Source organism: Flavobacterium branchiarum (assembly GCF_030409845.1).
Lineage (GTDB): Bacteria > Bacteroidota > Bacteroidia > Flavobacteriales > Flavobacteriaceae > Flavobacterium > Flavobacterium branchiarum.
Map to the genome: position 1 here is coordinate 1,321,903 of NZ_JAUFQQ010000003.1, position 19,368 is coordinate 1,341,270.

Below are 19,368 nucleotides of genomic sequence, written 5' to 3' on the forward strand. Positions count from 1 at the left end.
GTAAATATTTTTAGAAGAAACGTGGGGTTGTAATTTTACCGTTGTTTTTGAATATTTCATAGCGCAAGAATATTTCATGCGACCCAGAATTATAGTTGTTTAAGTTTGTAGTTTCACGATCATAACCATATCCGATATATAGTCCATCGCTAACTTGAAACCCAACCATTGCGCTTAATGCAGCACTCCATCTATAGGCAACACCAACTACAAACTTGTTGATGAACATGAAATTAGCCGAAACATCAACTTGTAATGGTGCTCCCTCTACTATTTTGGCAAGTACAGCAGGTTTAAATTTGATATCTTCATATTTGTCTAAATCAAATACATAACCAGCCATAGCATAATAATTGATTTTATCTTTGTAAATGGCATAATCATTATCATTATAGCGATTGGTTTCGATAAAGTTTGGTACCGATAATCCGATGTATGCCTTATCTGAGTGATAATACACCCCAGCTCCAATATTTGGTCTAAAGACACTATTAAAATTCTGAAATTGAGGATCACCTTGCTGTTCAGGATTTAATTTATCTACATCTAAATTAAATAAATTACCAGTGGCTTTAATACCAAAGGAAAGTTTATAGTTTACCGATGTTTGTATAGTGTAAGATAGGTCTACAGATAAATCATTCTCATTAGTGGGACCAATTTTGTCATTGATTAATGATACTCCTAAACCTAAATTACTGTTGTTAATTGGTGTGTTTACCGAAAAACTACTTGTCTCAGGTGCACCATCAAGTCCAACCCATTGAGTACGGTATAAACCAAAAATACTTAGAGCTCCTCGCGACCCAGCATAAGCAGGGTTGATATTTATGGTGTTGTACATGTATTGTGTAAATTGTGCATCTTGTTGAGCGTAACTTACTATAGCTGTAAACATCAAAACGAAAGAAAATAATTTTGTTCTCATAGTAGATATTTATTATTTTATTATTGCAATTGTTTTTCTTGTTTATGATAAAAATGGGTCAATACATTTATATCAAATTTACAGAATTTTTTTTCTAAAAACAGCTTACTGGTGATGTAATTAGTATATTACCAGTAAGTTGTGTTTTTATGTTTTTATCTTGTTAGATATAAATAACCATCTTTTTTATTGTTTTGAATTGCACCGTTTCCATCAACAGAAGTATAATTTAGGATATAAAAGTACGTTCCTGTAGGTAGTCCTGATGGTTGGCTTATAGTTGTTCTTCCTCTAGAAAATCCTTCAAAAGCATTTGTTGTGTTATTATAGTTTCTAGTTTCAAATACAAGGATTCCCCAACGGTTATATATTTCGAGAGTATTATCAGGATAACAGGTTGTATTATCTATATTGTCGATAACAAATTTATCATTTAAGCCATCTCCATTTGGTGAGAATGCATTATGAATTAATACGCTTCCGCATCCTAGGACTTTACATTCATCATTCACTACAAGGTTTACGAATAAGCTTCTTGGGCAAATTTCGTCTTGTATTTGATACTCGAATGAGTAAGTACCAACAGGAAGTCCGTATGTAGTAACAGTATTACCTTGCAAAGCGTTTGTGTTATCAGTATCTACCCATGTACCTACCGTAGTTGTGTTTCTTGGTAGTGGGACAAACAAATTAACAGTTGATTCATCAGCATTACAAGCTTGATCAGGAAAGATCACTCTTGGTTGTATGGCTTGACGGCTTATTGTTATTGTTTGTACCAATTGCGTTTTATTGCCCGCACAATCTGTTAAGGTGTAAGTTCTTGTTAGGATATACGGAACACCTGCGCAGCTAGAACCACCATTGTTAGTATCGCTTACTGTTATGTTTACAGTTGCACTACAATTATCGGCTGCATCTGTTATTGCATTTGGATTTGCTACTGGTATATCAGATATGTTTACCAAGTTTGTAATATCAGCAGGAGCAGTTCCTGTAGGAGGAGTTGTGTCTCTTACTGTAATTATTTGAGTAAATGAAGCTGTATTACCAGAACAATCACTAGTTGTCCATTTGCGAGTCAATATATAGTTCGTGCTACATTCGTTTTCAATGTTACTTTTTGTTTCTGTGTAAACTACAGGTACATCAAGGCTACAGTTATCAGATGCTGTAATATTAGCAGCCTGAGGAACATTATCGCATGATGCAACCATATCTGCAGGAAGTACTCCATTAAATGTTGGTTTAGTAGTATCTTCGATAGTAATCACTTGTGTGAAAGTATCCGCAACATTACCACAATTATCAGTAACGGTCCAGGTGTTAGTATATGTTCCTGCGTTTGTACAAGATTCAGATGCTACAAATTGTCCACTTGTTTTTACAATATTGGCAAGATTACTATCGCAATTGTCAGTAGCAATAGGAGTATTCGCTTGTGCTGTTGCTAATCCAGAAGTATCACTACATTGTAGAGTTACATTAAGAGCAGTTGCATTAGTTGTCCAAGTTGGTTTAGTAGTATCTTCGATAGTAATCACTTGCGTGAAAGTATCCGAAACATTACCACAATTATCAGTAACTGTCCAAGTGTTAGTGTATGTTCCAGAGTTACCACAAGACGTAGAAGCTACAAACGCACCAGTTACTTTTGCAATATTTGCTATATCCGTATCACAATTATCAGTTGCAGTAGGGAAAGTTGCTTGCGCAGTTGCTAATCCTTCGGCATCGCTACATTGTAATGTTGTATTAAGAGCAGTTGCATTAGTAGACCATACTGGTTTAGTACTGTCTTCGATAGTGATTACTTGCGTGAAAGTATCCGAAACATTACCGCAATTATCAATAACCGTCCAAGTGTTAGTATATGTTCCAGAGTTAGCACAAGACGTAGAAGCTACAAACGCACCAGTTACTTTTGTAATGTTTGCTACATCAGTATCACAATTATCAGTTGCTGTAGGGAAAGTTGCTTGCGCAGTTGCTAATCCTTCGGCATCGCTACATTGTAAAGTTGTGTTAAGCGCAGTTGCATTAGTAGACCAAGTTGGTTTAGTAGTGTCTTCAATAGTAATCACTTGTGTGAAAGTATCCGAAACATTACCACAATTATCAGTAACCGTCCAAGTGTTAGTATATGTTCCAGAGTTACCACAAGATTCAGACGCTACAAACGCACCAGTTACTTTTGTAATGTTTGCTACATCAGTATCACAATTATCAGTTGCTGTAGGAAAAGTTGCTTGCGCAGTTACTAATCCTTCGGCATCGCTACATTGTAATGTTGTGTTAAGCGCAGTTGCGTTAGTAGACCATACTGGTTTAGTACTGTCTTCGATAGTGATTACTTGCGTGAAAGTATCCGAAACATTACCGCAATTATCAATAACCGTCCAAGTGTTAGTATATGTTCCAGAGTTAGCACAAGATTCAGAAGCTACAAACGCACCAGTTACTTTTGTAATGTTTGCTATATCAGTATCACAATTATCAGTTGCTGTAGGGAAAGTTGCTTGCGCAGTTGCTAATCCTTCGGCATCGCTACATTGTAATGTTGTATTAAGAGCAGTTACATTAGTAGACCAAGTTGGTTTAGTAGTGTCTTCGATAGTAATCACTTGTGTAAAAGCTGCTGTGATATTACCGCAATCATCTTTAGCAACCCAAGTGTTAGTGTAAGTTCCACTGTTAGCACATGATTGTGATGGTGAAAACAAACCACTTGTTTTAGTATAAGTTACTATTGAGCAATTTGCAGTAGCAGAAGGCTCTTGATTCTGTGCAGTTGCTAAACCTGCAGTATCGCTACATTGTAATGTAATGTCTAATGTTCCAGCTTGAGTAATCCAATTTGGAATAGCAGTGTCTTCAATAGTTATAACTTGAGTAAAAGTATCAGAAACATTACCACAACTATCAGTTGCTGTCCATGTATTAGTGTATGTTCCTGTGCTTCCACAAGCTCCTCTTTGAAGAATACCAGTTGTTTTTGTATAACTAACAGTTCCGCAATTATCAGTAGCAACTGGAGCACTAGCTTGAGCATTGTTTAACCCTTCAGTATCGCTACATTGTAAAGTTACATTAAGAGCAGTTGCATTAGTTGTCCAAGTTGGTTTAGTAGTGTCTTCAATAGTAATCACTTGCGTGAAAGTATCCGAAACATTACCACAATTATCAGTAACCGTCCAAGTGTTAGTGTATGTTCCAGAGTTAGCACAAGACGTAGAAGGTACAAACGCACCAGTTACTTTTGTAATGTTTGCTACATCAGTATCGCAATTATCAGTTGCTGTAGGGAAAGTTGCTTGCGCAGTTGCTAAACCTGCAGTATCGCTACATTGTAATGTTGTATTAAGAGCAGTTGCATTAGTAGACCATATTGGTTTAGTAGTGTCTTCGATAGTAATCACTTGTGTGAAAGTATCCGAAACATTACCACAATTATCAGTAACCGTCCAAGTGTTAGTATATGTTCCAGAGTTAGCACAAGACGTAGAAGCTACAAACACACCAGTTACTTTTGTAATGTTTGCTACATCAGTATCACAATTATCAGTTGCTGTAGGGAAAGTTGCTTGTGCAGTTGCTAATCCTTCGGCATCGCTACATTGTAAAGTTGTATTAAGCGCAGTTGCATTAGTAGACCATACTGGTTTAGTAGTGTCTTCGATAGTAATCACTTGCGTGAAAGTATCCGAAACATTACCACAATTATCAGTAACCGTCCAAGTGTTAGTGTATGTTCCAGAGTTAGCACAAGATTCAGAAGCTACAAACGCACCAGTTACTTTTGTAATGTTTGCTACATCAGTATCACAATTATCAGTTGCTGTAGGGAAAGTTGCTTGCGCAGTTGCTAATCCTTCGGCATCGCTACATTGTAAAGTTGTGTTAAGCGCAGTTGCATTAGTAGACCAAGTTGGTTTAGTAGTGTCTTGGATAGTAATCACTTGTGTGAAAGCTGCTGTGATATTACCGCAATCATCTTTAGCAACCCAAGTGTTAGTATAAGTTCCACTGTTAGCACATGATTGTGATGGTGAAAACAAACCACTTGTTTTAGTATAAGTTACTATTGAGCAATTTGCAGTAGCAGAAGGCTCTTGATTCTGTGCAGTTGCTAAACCTGAAGTATCGCTACATTGTAATGTAATATCTAATGTTCCAGCTTGAGTAATCCAATTTGGAATAGCAGTGTCTTCAATAGTTATAACTTGAGTAAAAGTATCCGAAACATTACCACAACTATCAGTTGCTGTCCATGTATTAGTGTATGTTCCTGTGCTTCCACAAGCTCCTCTTTGAAGAATACCAGTTGTTTTTGTATAACTAACAGTTCCGCAATTATCAGTAGCAACTGGAGCACTAGCTTGAGCATTGTTTAACCCTTCAGTATCGCTACATTGTAATGTTGTATTAAGAGCAGTTGCATTAGTAGACCATACTGGTTTAGTAGTATCTTCGATAGTGATCACTTGCGTGAAAGTATCCGAAACATTACCACAATTATCAGTAACCGTCCAAGTGTTAGTATATGTTCCAGAGTTAGCACAAGACGTAGAAGCTACAAACACACCAGTTACTTTTGTAATGTTTGCTACATCAGTATCGCAATTATCAGTTGCTGTAGGGAAAGTTGCTTGCGCAGTTGCTAAACCTGCAGTATCGCTACATTGTAATGTTGTATTAAGAGCAGTTGCATTAGTAGACCATATTGGTTTAGTAGTGTCTTCAATAGTAATCACTTGTGTGAAAGTATCCGAAACATTACCACAATTATCAGTAACCGTCCAAGTGTTAGTATATGTTCCAGAGTTAGCACAAGATGTAGAAGCTACAAACACACCAGTTACTTTTGTAATGTTTGCTACATCAGTATCACAATTATCAGTTGCTGTAGGGAAAGTTGCTTGCGCAGTTGCTAAACCTGCAGTATCGCTACATTGTAATGTAGTGTTAAGGGCAGTTGCATTAGTAGACCATACTGGTTTAGTAGTATCTTGAATAGTTATTACTTGTGTAAAAGTTGTAGAAGAATTATTACACACATCTTTAGCAACCCAAGTATTAGTATATGTTCCTGCATTAGCACAAGTTGTAGAAACTGCAAAAGTTCCAGATACTTTAGTGTAAGTAACAGTTCCGTTACAAGAATCAGTTGCTACAGGAGCACTTGCTTGAGCAGTAGTTAAACCAGCAGTATCGCTACATTGTAAAGTAACATTAAGAGCCGTTGGTGCAGTAGTCCAAGTTGGAGGCGTTGTATCTTGAATAGTTATTACTTGTGTAAAAGTTGTAGATGAATTGTTACATACATCCTTAGCAACCCAAGTGTTAGTATACGTCCCTGCATTAGCACAAGTTGTAGAAACTGCAAAAGTTCCAGATACTTTAGTGTAAGTAACAGTTCCGCTACAAGAATCAGTTGCTACAGGAGCACTTGCTTGAGCAGTAGTTAAACCAGCAGTATCACTACATTGTAAAGTAACATTAAGAGCCGTTGGTGCCGTAGTCCAAGTTGGAGGCGTTGTATCTTGAATAGTTATTACTTGTGTAAAAGTTGTAGATGAATTGTTACATACATCCTTAGCAACCCAAGTATTAGTATAAGTTCCTGCATTAGCACAAGTTGTAGAAACTGCAAAAGTTCCAGATACCTTAGTGTAAGTAACAGTTCCACTACAAGAATCAGTTGCTACAGGAGCACTTGCTTGAGCAGTAGTTAAACCAGCAGTATCACTACATTGTAAAGTAACATTAAGAGCCGTTGGTGCCGTAGTCCAAGTTGGAGGCGTTGTATCTTGAATAGTTATTACTTGTGTGAAAGTTGTAGAAGAATTATTACATACATCTTTAGCAACCCAAGTGTTAGTATACGTACCTGCATTAGCACAAGTTGTAGAAACTGCAAAAGTTCCAGATACTTTAGTGTAAGTAACAGTTCCGCTACAAGAATCAGTTGCTACAGGAGCACTTGCTTGAGCAGTAGTTAAACCAGCAGTATCACTACATTGTAAAGTAACATTAAGAGCCGTTGGTGCCGTAGTCCAAGTTGGAGGCGTTGTATCTTGAATAGTTATTACTTGTGTAAAAGTTGTAGATGAATTGTTACATACATCCTTAGCAACCCAAGTATTAGTATAAGTTCCTGCATTAGCACAAGTTGTAGAAACTGCAAAAGTTCCAGATACCTTAGTGTAAGTAACAGTTCCACTACAAGAATCAGTTGCTACAGGAGCACTTGCTTGAGCAGTAGTTAAACCAGCAGTATCACTACATTGTAAAGTAACATTAAGAGCCGTTGGTGCCGTAGTCCAAGTTGGAGGCGTTGTATCTTGAATAGTTATTACTTGTGTGAAAGTTGTAGAAGAATTATTACATACATCTTTAGCAACCCAAGTATTAGTATATGTTCCTGCATTAGCACAAGTTGTAGAAACTGCAAAAGTTCCAGATACCTTAGTGTAAGTAACAGTTCCACTACAAGAATCAGTTGCTACAGGAGCACTTGCTTGAGCAGTAGTTAAACCAGCAGTATCACTACATTGTAAAGTAACATTAAGAGCCGTTGGTGCAGTAGTCCAAGTTGGAGGCGTTGTATCTTGAATAGTTATTACTTGTGTAAAAGTTGTAGATGAATTGTTACATACATCCTTAGCAACCCAAGTGTTAGTATAAGTTCCAGCATTAGCACAAGTTGTAGAAACTGCAAAAGTTCCAGATACTTTAGTGTAAGTAACAGTTCCGCTACAAGAATCAGTTGCTACAGGAGCATTTGCTTGAGCAGTAGTTAAACCAGCAGTATCATTACATTGCAAAGTAACATTAAGAGCCGTTGGTGCAGTAGTCCAAGTTGGAGGCGTTGTATCTTGAATAGTTATTACTTGTGTGAAAGTTGTAGAAGAATTGTTACATACATCCTTAGCAACCCAAGTATTAGTATACGTCCCTGCATTAGCACAAGTTGGAGAAACTGCAAAAGTTCCAGATACTTTAGTGTAAGTAACAGTTCCACTACAAGAATCAGTTGCTACAGGAGCATTTGCTTGAGCAGTAGTTAAACCAGCAGCGTCGCTACATTGTAGAGTTACATTAAGAGCCGTTGGTGCCGTAGTCCAAGTTGGAGGCGTTGTATCTTGAATAGTTATTACTTGTGTGAAAGTTGTAGAAGAATTGTTACATACATCCTTAGCAACCCAAGTGTTAGTATAAGTTCCAGCATTAGCACAAGTTGTAGAAACTGCAAAAGTTCCAGATACTTTAGTGTAAGTAACAGTTCCGCTACAAGAATCAGTTGCTACAGGAGCACTTGCTTGAGCAGTAGTTAAACCAGCAGTATCACTACATTGCAAAGTAACATTAAGAGCCGTTGGTGCCGTAGTCCAAGTTGGAGGCGTTGTATCTTGAATAGTTATTACTTGTGTGAAAGTTGTAGAAGAATTGTTACATACATCTTTAGCAACCCAAGTATTAGTATACGTACCTGCATTAGCGCAAGTTGTAGAAACTGCAAAAGTTCCAGATACTTTAGTGTAAGTAACAGTTCCGCTACAAGAATCAGTTGCTACAGGAGCATTTGCTTGCGCAGTAGTTAAACCAGCAGTATCGCTACATTGTAAAGTAACATTAAGAGCCGTTGGTGCAGTAGTCCAAGTTGGAGGCGTTGTATCTTGAATAGTTATTACTTGTGTAAAAGTTGTAGAAGAATTATTACATACATCTTTAGCAACCCAAGTATTAGTATACGTACCTGCATTAGCGCAAGTTGTAGAAACTGCAAAAGTTCCAGATACTTTAGTGTAAGTAACCGTTCCATTACAATTATCAGTTGCAACAGGAGCTTGACCTTGAGCTGTTGTTAAGCCAGCTGTATCACTACATTGTAAAGTCGTATTAAGAGCCGTTGGTGCCGTAGTCCAAGTTGGAGCAGTTGTATCTTGAATCGTTATTGTTTGATTAGCGGTTACATTACCACAACCTGCAGTAACTTTGTAAGTTCTAGTTACGATTATTGGACAAGTGCCAGTTGTTGTATCAGAGTACGATATAGTATAAGTACCAATTGAACCACTATTGGCTAATGAGCCTCCTGCAGTATTTAATTGAGCAAGAGTAATGTTTACGCTTGTAGCACTAAAAGGAAGACCTGTTATTGCATTTGTCCCACAACCTGCTATAGTTGAATTTGCAGGTGCCACTAGAGCAGCTGCAGGACTTATAGTTACTACTGATGGTGCAGAAGTTAATTCACAGTTTGTAGTTCCATTTTTTACTTTCACAGTATATGACCCACTTGCTGTTGCAACTAGTGTAGAAGAAGTTTGTCCGTTTATAACGATATTATCTTTAAGCCAGATATAAGTTGGAGAAGTTGCATTTGTAGTTGCAGTTAGTGTTGTTGAACCGCAAGCATTTAAAAGCCCTGTAATTACTGGGGCACACGGAACAAAATAGGGTAATGTTGTAATAGGAGTAGTACCATTGGCACAGGTAGAATTTTGATAAGTTAAACTAGATGTACTAACTGTTTGAGAACCACATGCCGTTCCATTTGGAGTTAATTGATAATTTAAAGTAATAGTCTCAGAATTTAAAAAATCTGTATTCCAAGTAATTACTTGCCCAGCTGTAGAGGTTGTTCCTTTACTTATTGTGACAGCTCCTATTGTGAAGCCTGCAATTACTGTTTCTTTTTCAACTAAACTTTGGGCAACCCATGATATTTGAGTTGCTATCTGATTGTATATTGCAGTTAAATTAGCACCGCTTTGTGTGATATAAGCAGGACTTCCTTGAATTCCATCTAGAGTAAATTTAGCTACATATTGATCGCTTCCTACAGTATTTATATTACCAGGAATACCACCAAACAAACCAACAGAAAAAACTTGATTGTTATAGGTGATAGAAGATTTCACAGTAGTTTTTGCATTGGTAGCGGCAGTTATAGCACTGGTAACACAAGTAGATGTTGTACTAGTATTGCAACTAGTATTACCACTAGTTCCAGTTAAGTTGGTTACACCATCGGTTAGTAAAATAATTGCTCTTGCTGTTTCACAATTAAATCTACCTTTGCTTTCTAATTCTGTTTCTGCTTTTACTAGACCGTCTTGAATATTAGTCCCGCTAAGCGGAACCAAAGCATCAATTTTTGCGTTTATAGCAAGTACACCTGCTGCAGTCAAATTAGTTAAACCAATTTCTAACTTAGCAGTTGTTGTGTATGATACTATAGAAATTCGATTATTAGTATTTGTAGCAGCTTGATTAACGTAAGCTTTAGCCGCCGCTTTAGCGTAATCCATAGAGGTATTCATGTCATTATTAATGGCAAAACCCATACTACCAGATACATCTATAACCAAAATTACATCAGAGTTACGAGATGGCGGATTAGAACCAGTAATGTCTACTTTTACATTAATAACACCGCAATTAGTTGCATTTGCAGTTATTGTTTTGTTAGTGTTTATTGATTGAGCAAAACCAAATAAAGAAGACAGAAGAAATAATATTACAAAGTATATTTTTTTTATATCTCGTAAATAATTGCTAGAAGAGTGTAATAGTTTTTCCATTTTTAATTATTTTAAGGGAATACTTGATATATTTATTTTAATCATTAGCTGGATTAATGACGTAGGTATGTAAAACGGTAGAAATTGAATAATTGGTACAGTTTTTTGAAGTCGCAGTAACCTGATTACAAGACCATTTTTCTACAGGAGTTCCCATCGGTAAAGTAACATGGATATAAAATTTTGCAGATTGTCCTGCGCCTATAGTAATTTGACTAATATCATTTTTTTCAGAATCAATAAAATCAGTATTGATAATTACATTTTTGGATGTAGGACTACCGTCGGTATTTGAACAGCTGGTATTTATGTTCTTAGCATCTAAAATGTATGTGTCAGTGGATGAGCTATTGTTAGTGAGAATCATTGAATAGTAAGTTCCATTGGGAGGAGTACTTCTATTGTTTCCGTTATTTTCGACGACAAGAGTTGCATTACAGGAACCTCTTTGTGCAAATGAAAATGTTGAAGTTAGTATGACAATTAATACCAAAATAAATTTTGAATTAATTTTTGAAACTGGATTTGTATCAATTAAATCTTTTATTGAATATAAATTTAGCTTACAGAATCCTTTAGTTTTTGTTGTCGCTTTAAGAGTAGTTTTAGTTCCCATATTATTAGCTTTATATTTTATTAAATTTTTAATTTTTTAACATAATCAAAGTTATATAGTCTACTTTTAATTGATTTTTTTTCCTTTAAATAACCCAAATACTCGTTGAAATGTATTTTTTTGTTGAAAAAACCAAAAAAAACACCCTTTTTTTTTGTAAAATATATTTTTTTTTATCCTAATTTTTAGAAAAAAATAGTCCGAAATTAAAAAACAAAAACTAGTCTAATTAATTAATAATCAAGTGTTTAGATAATCGTCTTTGTCAGAAAAAAATATCGACGAAATACATTTATCATAGATTAAATACATGTTTTCTTAAAAATATTTTTAATATTTCCTTGGAAAGTTAAAATTTATTAGTATTCGCAATTTTAGAAATTGTTGTCGAAATCGGAAGATTTTTGTTTAAGGATTTATTATGATAAGTTATTTAACTATATAATCTGAAATATAAAAAATCGATAAAAGAGATGCCTTTATAAAATTCTTTTGTAAATTGTAGCTAAATTTTCAACACTGTTTTTGAGGTTTAATCATAAAGTATCTTTTTTTAGTAGTGATTTAAAAAAGAATATACTCAAGTCATAAAATTTAAAAGCATCTTCTTTATAAAAACAAATAGCATTCGTAATATGAAAAACTTAATATTAATCAGACATGCAAAATCAAGTTGGGAGGCACCTTTAAAAGATTTTGATCGGCCTTTGATGAAAAAGGGAATTCTTGATGCACACAACGTTTCAGCTAATATTTCAAAATTTCTGCCTAAGACCTTTTTGATATGGAGTAGTACTGCGGCGAGGGCTCTAGAAACAGCACTTATTTTTGCGCAAAACATTTCATATCCTTTAGAAAGTATCATTTACAAAGACGATCTTTATACATTTGATGAGAAACAATTAGAAAAGGTTATTAAATCATGTGATAATGCTTTCGAAAGTGTTATTCTTTTTGGACATAACGAGGCTATTACAAATTTTGTTAATAAATTTGGGGATGTTTTCATCGACAATGTGCCTACTTCAGGTTTTGTATCGTTACAATTTGATGCAGAAAGTTGGGACGAAATAGATAAAGGCAGAACCCAAAAAACCATTTTCCCTAAAGATTTAAAATGAATACAGTGTACGAACAAAAATATATAGATAGAGAAAAAAGTTGGCTAGCATTTAATGCAAGAGTATTACAAGAAGCAGCCGATATTACAGTACCACTTTTAGACAGATTACGTTTTTTAGGAATTTTTTCGAATAACTTAGATGAATTTTTTAGAGTTCGTTATGCCGCTATTCGTAGACTAAGTCTTTCAGGCATTTCAGGCGAAAAATATTTAGGAGGTATATCTGCCCAACAATTAGTTAAAGACATTACCGAAATTGTGATTCAGCAACAATCGGAGAGTTTAAGAATATTGAGCAATATTGAAGCTGAACTCGAAACAGAGAATATCTTTATTATTACCGAAAATGAGATTACAAAAGATCAAGAAGAATATCTAAAGAATTTTTTCATTGAAAAATTAAGTCCTGAATTGGTTACAATCATATTAAATGATTTAGCCGAATTTCCTGTTTTAAAAGATACCTTAGGTTATTTGGCAGTACGTTTAGAAATGAATCATACTGGAGAAGTTAGATATGCTGTAATCGAAATACCTAAAACAATCAATCGATTTGTTGTTTTACCATCTCATGACGATAAGAATTATATTATTCTGATAGATGACGTTATTAGACACAATTTGAGTAGCATTTTTACCATTTTTGATTACAAGAGTGTCTCTGCACATATGATAAAAATTACTCGTGATGCACAATTGGATATCGATAGTGATTTGAGTAAGAGTATGTTGGAGAAAATTGCGTCATCAGTAAAAGATAGACGTATTGGTGAACCAGTTCGTTTTATTTACGATCAATTGATTGAACCAGATACATTGCAGTTTTTTCTCGAAAAAATGAAAATCATTTCTACTGATAGTATAATTCCAGGAGGTAGATATCATAACCGACGTGATTACATGAATTTTCCTAATTTAGGGAGGTATGATTTGTTATATAAAACAAATTTACCATTGCCAATTCCAGGGCTAAGTATGGAAGGAAGCATATTAGAAAAAATTGGAAAAAAAGATTATTTACTTAATGCACCATATCAGTCGTTTTCATACGTGACTAAGTTTTTACGTGAAGCAGCTTTAGACCCAAAAGTTACATCCATTAAGATTACGTTATATCGTTTGGCTAAGAACTCACAAATTATTAGTTCGTTAATCAATGCGGCTAAAAACGGAAAAAAAGTAATTGTACAAATAGAATTACAGGCAAGATTTGACGAAGCTTCGAATATTTCGTATGCTGAGCAAATGCAAATGGAAGGAATTGAGCTAATTTTTGGAATTAAAGGACTAAAAGTGCACAGTAAAATATGTGTGATTGAAAGAGTTGATGAAGGGAAAACCAAAAGATATGGATTTATTTCGACAGGTAATTTCAATGAATCAACGGCTAAAATTTATACTGATGTTACCTTATTTACAAGTCATCAACAAATTCTAAAAGATATATCTAAGATATTCGAATTCTTTGATATCAATTATAGAGTTCACCGTTACAAACATTTAATTGTATCGCCTCATTATACAAGAACTAAATTTGTAAAATTAATCGACAGAGAGATTCTACATGCTTTGGCAGGTCGTAAGACATATATAAAGCTTAAAATGAATAGTTTGTCAGATTTTAAAATGATAGATAAATTATACGAAGCAAGTAATGCTGGAGTGAAGATACAATTACAAGTAAGAGGAATTTGTTCTTTGATTCCCGGAATACCTGGAATGAGCGAAAATATAGAAGCAATAAGTATTGTCGATAACTATCTAGAACATTCAAGAGTTTACATTTTTGGAAATGCAGGATTAAGCGAAGTGTATATATCATCTGCCGATTTTATGACAAGAAATCTAGATGGAAGGGTAGAAGTGACCTGTCCTATTTATGATCAATCGATTAAAAATGACTTAATTGATAATTTTAATATTGCTTGGAAAGGAAATGTAAAAGTGCGTTATCATTCTTATAAGTTAGATAACAAATACAAAGCTAGAAATCATCATGCTGTGTTTAGGGCACAATTAGAAACATACAAATATTATCAAAACAAAGTAAATGCTATAGATGAAGTTGCTTTAAAACAATAAAAGCAACACTTATATCAAAATACTAAATTTCAAATCATAAGCGAGAATGATTAAAATAAAAAAATATGGAGCAATCGATATTGGATCAAATGCCATGCGATTGCTGATTTCCAATGTTGTAGAACAAGAGGGGAAGGAACCTCAATTTAATAAAAGTTCCCTAGTACGTGTGCCAATTCGTTTAGGTCAAGATGCCTTTACAGTTGGAGAAATATCTCAAGAAAATATCGAAAGAATGTGCGATGCAATGAAAGCATTTAATCTTTTGATGAAAGTACATAAAGTGGAGCATTATAGAGCATTTGCAACATCTGCAATGAGAGAAGCCTATAATGGAAAAGAAGTGGTAGAAATAATCAAGAAAAAGGCAGATATAAAGATTGAAATTATTGACGGTAAAAAAGAAGCAGCTATTATAGCTTCAACAGATTTACATCATTTGTTAAAAACAGATCAAACCTATCTTTTTGTAGATGTTGGAGGTGGTAGTACTGAATTTACTTTATTTTCTAATGGTAAAATGGTTACTTCGAGGTCATTTAAAGCTGGAACAGTACGATTGTTAAATGGTATGGTTTGCGATGTCGTATGGAATGAAATTGAAAAATGGATTAGAACAAATACAGAAGAATACGAAGAAGTTACTCTTATAGGATCAGGAGGGAATATTAATAAATTATTCAAAATGTCTGGTAAACAGCAAGAAAAGCCATTGTCATACATTTATGTGAACTCACAATATGCTTTCTTAAATTCCCTAACATATGATCAGAGAATTGCCGAATTAGGACTTAATCCCGATCGTGCCGATGTAATCATTCCAGCAACAAGAATCTATCTTAATGCTATGAAATGGAGTGGAGCAAGACAAATTTATGTTCCAAAAATTGGTCTTTCAGATGGTATTGTAAAAGCAATGTATTACGAAAAAATATAATTTTATATAAAATAAATAATTTATGAATAAAACAAGATTAGAGGCATTTAGTGATGGCGTCTTGGCAATTATAATTACCATAATGATTCTTGAAATAAAAGTGCCTGAGAAAGAAAGTTTTAGTGACTTAATGCCTCTAATTCCTAAGTTTTTAAGTTATGTTTTAAGTTTTATCTATGTTGGTATTTACTGGAACAATCATCATTATTTATTACATGGATTATCAAAAGTAAACGGAAAAATCCTTTGGGCTAATTTGCATTTACTTTTTTGGTTGTCGCTAATTCCTGTTTCTACAGGTTGGATGGGAGAACATAATTTTGCAAAAGCTTCAATGGCATTGTATGGAATTATCTTAATGCTTTGTGCCATTGCATATAACATACTTCAAAGATATATTATCTTGAATGAAGGAAAAGATGCTGCTTTAACTAAAGCATTAGGGAAAGATTTAAAAGGAAAAATTTCTATAGTTTTGTATTTTATCGGAATAGTTTCTTCTTTTTATAACGAATGGATATCAGGTTCATGCTATATAATAGTTGCTTTTTTATGGTTGATTCCTGATGTAAGAATCGAGAGAATTTTTAACACAATCGAAAAAGAATAGAGTCTTAAAGACTAATCAATAAGAAGGACTTTATTTATATAAAAATACAATGAAATCAATATTTCAATCTCTTCAAGTTTTACCTCTAAAGGAATTAGATAAATTAGATGGTTTAATCACTAAAAAGAAATTAAAAAAAGGAGATTTTTTAATTCAAGAATCACAAATTTCTCAAGAAATTGTTTTGATAAAATCGGGTGCCTTACGCTCATTTTATATCAATACCGAAGGAGAAGAGATTACAAATTGCATTACATTTCAAAATGAATTCATGGCTGCCTTTTCCAGTTTTATTACTCAAAAACCCACCGAAGAAAATATTCAAGCCTTATTTGATACTGAACTCGAAGTGATTAATCATGCTAATATAGAGCAACTTTATGAGAATAGTATTCATTGGCAAAAAGTAGGACGAATAGTAGCCGAAATGCAATATATGAATTTAGAAAAACGCATTTTATCTTTTCAGAAACTTACAGGAAAAGAGCGCTACGAAACATTATTTAAAAATCACCCTAATTATATTCAGTTAATTCCATTACAATATTTAGCTTCATTTTTAGGAGTTACTCCAAGGCATTTAAGCCGTATTCGCAAAGCAGTTTTATAGGACATTTGTCCAGTTACAAAGGAAAGTCTCATTATTATATTTGCCGAAAACAATAGATAATAATGAAAAAAAATATTTTAGTAATTGGAGGAACGGGATTAGTTGGTAAAGTTATTTTGCGTATCCTTCAAGAACGAAATCCTGACTTTAATTTGTTTGTCGGAAGTCGAAATTTAGGAAATTCTAGTAATGATTTAGTCATTGATGTAACAAGTCCTAATACTTTTAATTGCATCACAGATAACAAAATCGATTTGATTGTTATGTGTACAAAAGATAGTGATAACGTAATTTTACAGTTTGCAATCAAAAACGAATTGGATTATATTGATATCACAAAGCCAACGCCAGATTTAGCAATAGCATACGATTTAGCCAATACAAATGAGCAAAATATAAAAAATCATATTGTTTTTGGTTCAGGTTGGATGGGAGGCATTGTAGGTAGTTTAATTGATTTTGTTGAGCCAGAGAAGCATAAAATTCAAGAAGTAAATCTTTATATCTATTATTCAATAAAAGATTTAGCAGGCAAAAGTTCCGCTAATTTTTTGGCCGAAAATGTATGTAAGCCCTATATTGTTTATAATAATAACAAACCTCAAAAAGTAAAACATTTTCTAAACTCAGAAAAATTTAATTTTTCATTCGAAATAGGAAAACGACAAGTTTATAATCTTGATGTTCCGGAGTTGTTTATTTTGAATCAGATAGAAAAGATACCGACAGTTTCAGTCAAGATGACGTATAATTCTAAATTCGTTACCCGTTTAATGGGATATTTTCAGTCACTTAAGATTTTTAATATAATGTCTTTAAGAGAAAGAAAGTTGTTGTTTGGAGGAAGCGGAAATGGAGATCAAACTATTTTTGAAATTGTTGTTAAAACTCAAAATAAGACCAAAAAAATAAGTTTGCAAAGCGTAAAAGGCCAAGCTGAATTAACTGCATTTTCAACAGTTTTGCATATCGAAAAGATGTTGAATGATTCTTTGGTTGGTGGAATTTATTTTGGTCATCAAATACATACTTCAAAAGAAATTTTCGAAGCATTACATAATTATAACTCTATTAATCTTAAATTAAGTTAATTGAACATGAAAAATATTCTTATAATCAACGGGCACCCTAATCCTTCAAGTTTTAATTTTGCTTTAGCAGAAGCTTATAAAAAAGGAGCTTTAGAGACCGATGCAAAAGTTGAAACAATTACAATTGCAGATTTAGAGTTTAACCCTAATTTGCAATTTGGTTATCAAAAAAGAACCGAATTAGAACCTGATTTATTAGAATCTTGGGAAAAAATAAAAAGAGCAGATCATCTGGTTTGGATTCACCCCGTTTGGTGGGGAGGTTTACCAGCAATTACAAAAGGATTTATTGATCGACTTTTTTTACCTGGAATGGCTTTTCAATATCGTGAAAACTCAATTTGGTGGGATAAATTATTAAAAGGTAAAACAGCTCACATTATTACAACTTTAGATCAGCCAGGATGGTATTACAGATTGTTTTTTGGAAGACCAAGTGTTAATCAATTGAAGAAATCTACTTTAGAGTTTTGTGGTGTAAAGCCAGTTAAAGTTAGTTATATTGGAGTTATTAAAACATCAAATAGTAATCAAAAAGATAAGTGGCTGAATAAAGTTTATAATTTTGGATTGAAAAATAGATAAAGATTAACCCGTTGTGTGTAATACGTCAAGTGGTATTTAATACATATTCCCGCTAGCTATCAGGATTATGTGTTGAAATGATTACACCCAACGGGTTTGAATTTTATCACAATACCAAGAAATAAAAGTTTTATTTGGATTGTGATAAAAAAAAATTTAGGATAATTTGAATTATTGAGAGGTATTAATAAGGTAAAACTTTTCTCTGTTTTATTTCTTCTAATAGTTCTGCCATTGCTAAGTAAAAAGCGCTACTACCACAAATGACACCAACGACTCCTGCAATGGTTGCAATTGATTTAATTCCTGTCCATTTTTCGATAGCTAATAAAAAGAATAAAATAGTTAAAGAAAGAAAAACAAAACGTAGTACTCTACTTGTTCCCCATGTTCCATACCACATAAAACCAGTGAATAATCCCCAGAGGGCTAAATAACATGCTAAAAAGGAGTCAGGAGTAGCACTTGCTAATGTAATTCCAGTATTTGGTAGCATCCATATAGCTACTAATGTGAGCCAGAAAAAACCATAAGAAGTGAATGCAGTTGCTGCAAAAATATTTCCTTTTTTAAAAGAAATAAGCCCAGCAATTACTTGAGCTATTCCTCCATAAAAAAGTCCCATTGCTATAATTACAGCGCTAATAGGGAAAAAACCCATATTATGGATATTTAGTAAAATCGTGGTCATTCCGAAGCCTAATAATCCTAAAGGACCTGGGTTTGCAAATTGTTTTTCCATTTTTTTTAATTTAAAAAAGATTACTAATCTTTCAAAAATATAAAAAATAGATTACAGGGCAATTATTTTATGTAAGAATATTTGTTTTTTTTAATTGGATGTAAATTTTAAACAAAATATTTAAGTATGTAAATCCAATCCAAAAGTAGTTCTTAAAAGCTCTATGTTTGGATTTATTTCTAATAAACGATTGTAGCGATCTTGATCGTTAAGACTTTTTTTGAATTCAAAACTTTCATTTACAATAACATTAATAGTGACGTCGTGATTATGTAAATGCCCTCTTAAGTGTCCTAATAAACCATTCATCTCTTTTTCAAAATCTAGCTTAGAACCTTCATTAGGTAGTTCTATAGAGATGATTGTTCCGTTTAAAACAGGATCATTTATAAGCAATAGTGATTCCATTATTTTAAAACCTTTCTCTCCTAAACGTTGTGCGTATTTATTCCAT

The 19,368-nt window shown here is 33.6% G+C and carries 12 protein-coding genes; 7 read left to right on the plus strand and 5 right to left on the minus strand.

The window, feature by feature from the left end:
• Positions 1-10: 10 nt before the first annotated feature.
• The 3 genes from QWY99_RS06615 to QWY99_RS06625 form a co-directional block, all read right to left on the minus strand.
• The gene (locus QWY99_RS06615; protein ID WP_290262964.1) at positions 11-928 is read right to left on the minus strand and encodes a PorP/SprF family type IX secretion system membrane protein; all 918 of its coding nucleotides are present in this window, start codon (positions 926-928) and stop codon (positions 11-13) included.
• Between the two features lie 155 nt (positions 929-1,083).
• Complete coding sequence (locus QWY99_RS06620; protein WP_290262967.1) at positions 1,084-10,518, minus strand: Ig-like domain-containing protein; 9,435 nt, start codon at positions 10,516-10,518, stop codon at positions 1,084-1,086.
• A gap of 37 nt (positions 10,519-10,555) precedes the next feature.
• Entirely contained in the window at positions 10,556-11,134 is a 579-nt protein-coding gene (locus QWY99_RS06625) for a hypothetical protein (RefSeq protein ID WP_290262970.1), read from the minus strand.
• A gap of 635 nt (positions 11,135-11,769) precedes the next feature.
• Here QWY99_RS06625 and QWY99_RS06630 point away from each other — a divergent pair.
• The 7 genes from QWY99_RS06630 to QWY99_RS06660 all read left to right on the plus strand — a co-directional run bounded on the left by QWY99_RS06630 (position 11,770) and on the right by QWY99_RS06660 (position 18,172).
• Positions 11,770-12,255, plus strand: a complete 486-nt coding sequence (locus QWY99_RS06630; RefSeq protein WP_290262972.1) for a SixA phosphatase family protein — start codon at positions 11,770-11,772, stop codon at positions 12,253-12,255.
• Positions 12,252-14,339: a polyphosphate kinase 1 gene (gene ppk1, locus QWY99_RS06635; RefSeq protein WP_290262974.1), complete on the plus strand. Its 2,088-nt coding sequence runs from the start codon at positions 12,252-12,254 to the stop codon at positions 14,337-14,339. Before QWY99_RS06630 ends, ppk1 begins: the two co-directional genes overlap by 4 nt.
• A gap of 46 nt (positions 14,340-14,385) precedes the next feature.
• The gene (locus QWY99_RS06640; protein WP_290262976.1) at positions 14,386-15,276 is read left to right on the plus strand and encodes a Ppx/GppA phosphatase family protein; all 891 of its coding nucleotides are present in this window, start codon (positions 14,386-14,388) and stop codon (positions 15,274-15,276) included.
• A 22-nt stretch (positions 15,277-15,298) separates the two neighbouring features.
• Positions 15,299-15,886, plus strand: coding sequence for a TMEM175 family protein (locus QWY99_RS06645; RefSeq protein WP_290262978.1), 588 nt, complete (start codon positions 15,299-15,301; stop codon positions 15,884-15,886).
• Positions 15,887-15,935: 49 nt separating this feature from the next.
• Positions 15,936-16,496 (plus strand): Crp/Fnr family transcriptional regulator, encoded by a 561-nt coding sequence (locus tag QWY99_RS06650; RefSeq protein ID WP_290262980.1) that lies wholly within the window; start codon positions 15,936-15,938, stop codon positions 16,494-16,496.
• Positions 16,497-16,558: 62 nt separating this feature from the next.
• Positions 16,559-17,587 (plus strand): saccharopine dehydrogenase family protein, encoded by a 1,029-nt coding sequence (locus tag QWY99_RS06655; RefSeq protein WP_290262981.1) that lies wholly within the window; start codon positions 16,559-16,561, stop codon positions 17,585-17,587.
• 6 nt (positions 17,588-17,593) lie between these two features.
• Entirely contained in the window at positions 17,594-18,172 is a 579-nt protein-coding gene (locus QWY99_RS06660) for an NAD(P)H-dependent oxidoreductase (RefSeq protein ID WP_290262984.1), read from the plus strand.
• A gap of 184 nt (positions 18,173-18,356) precedes the next feature.
• Here the strand turns inward: QWY99_RS06660 and QWY99_RS06665 are convergent, their stop codons facing one another.
• Both QWY99_RS06665 and QWY99_RS06670 read right to left on the minus strand, forming a co-directional pair.
• Entirely contained in the window at positions 18,357-18,914 is a 558-nt protein-coding gene (locus QWY99_RS06665) for an acetate uptake transporter (RefSeq protein ID WP_290262986.1), read from the minus strand.
• A 120-nt stretch (positions 18,915-19,034) separates the two neighbouring features.
• A complete protein-coding gene (locus QWY99_RS06670; RefSeq protein ID WP_290262988.1) occupies positions 19,035-19,322 on the minus strand; it encodes a DUF8439 domain-containing protein in 288 nt (95 codons plus the stop codon).
• Between the last annotated feature and the right edge of the window lie 46 nt (positions 19,323-19,368).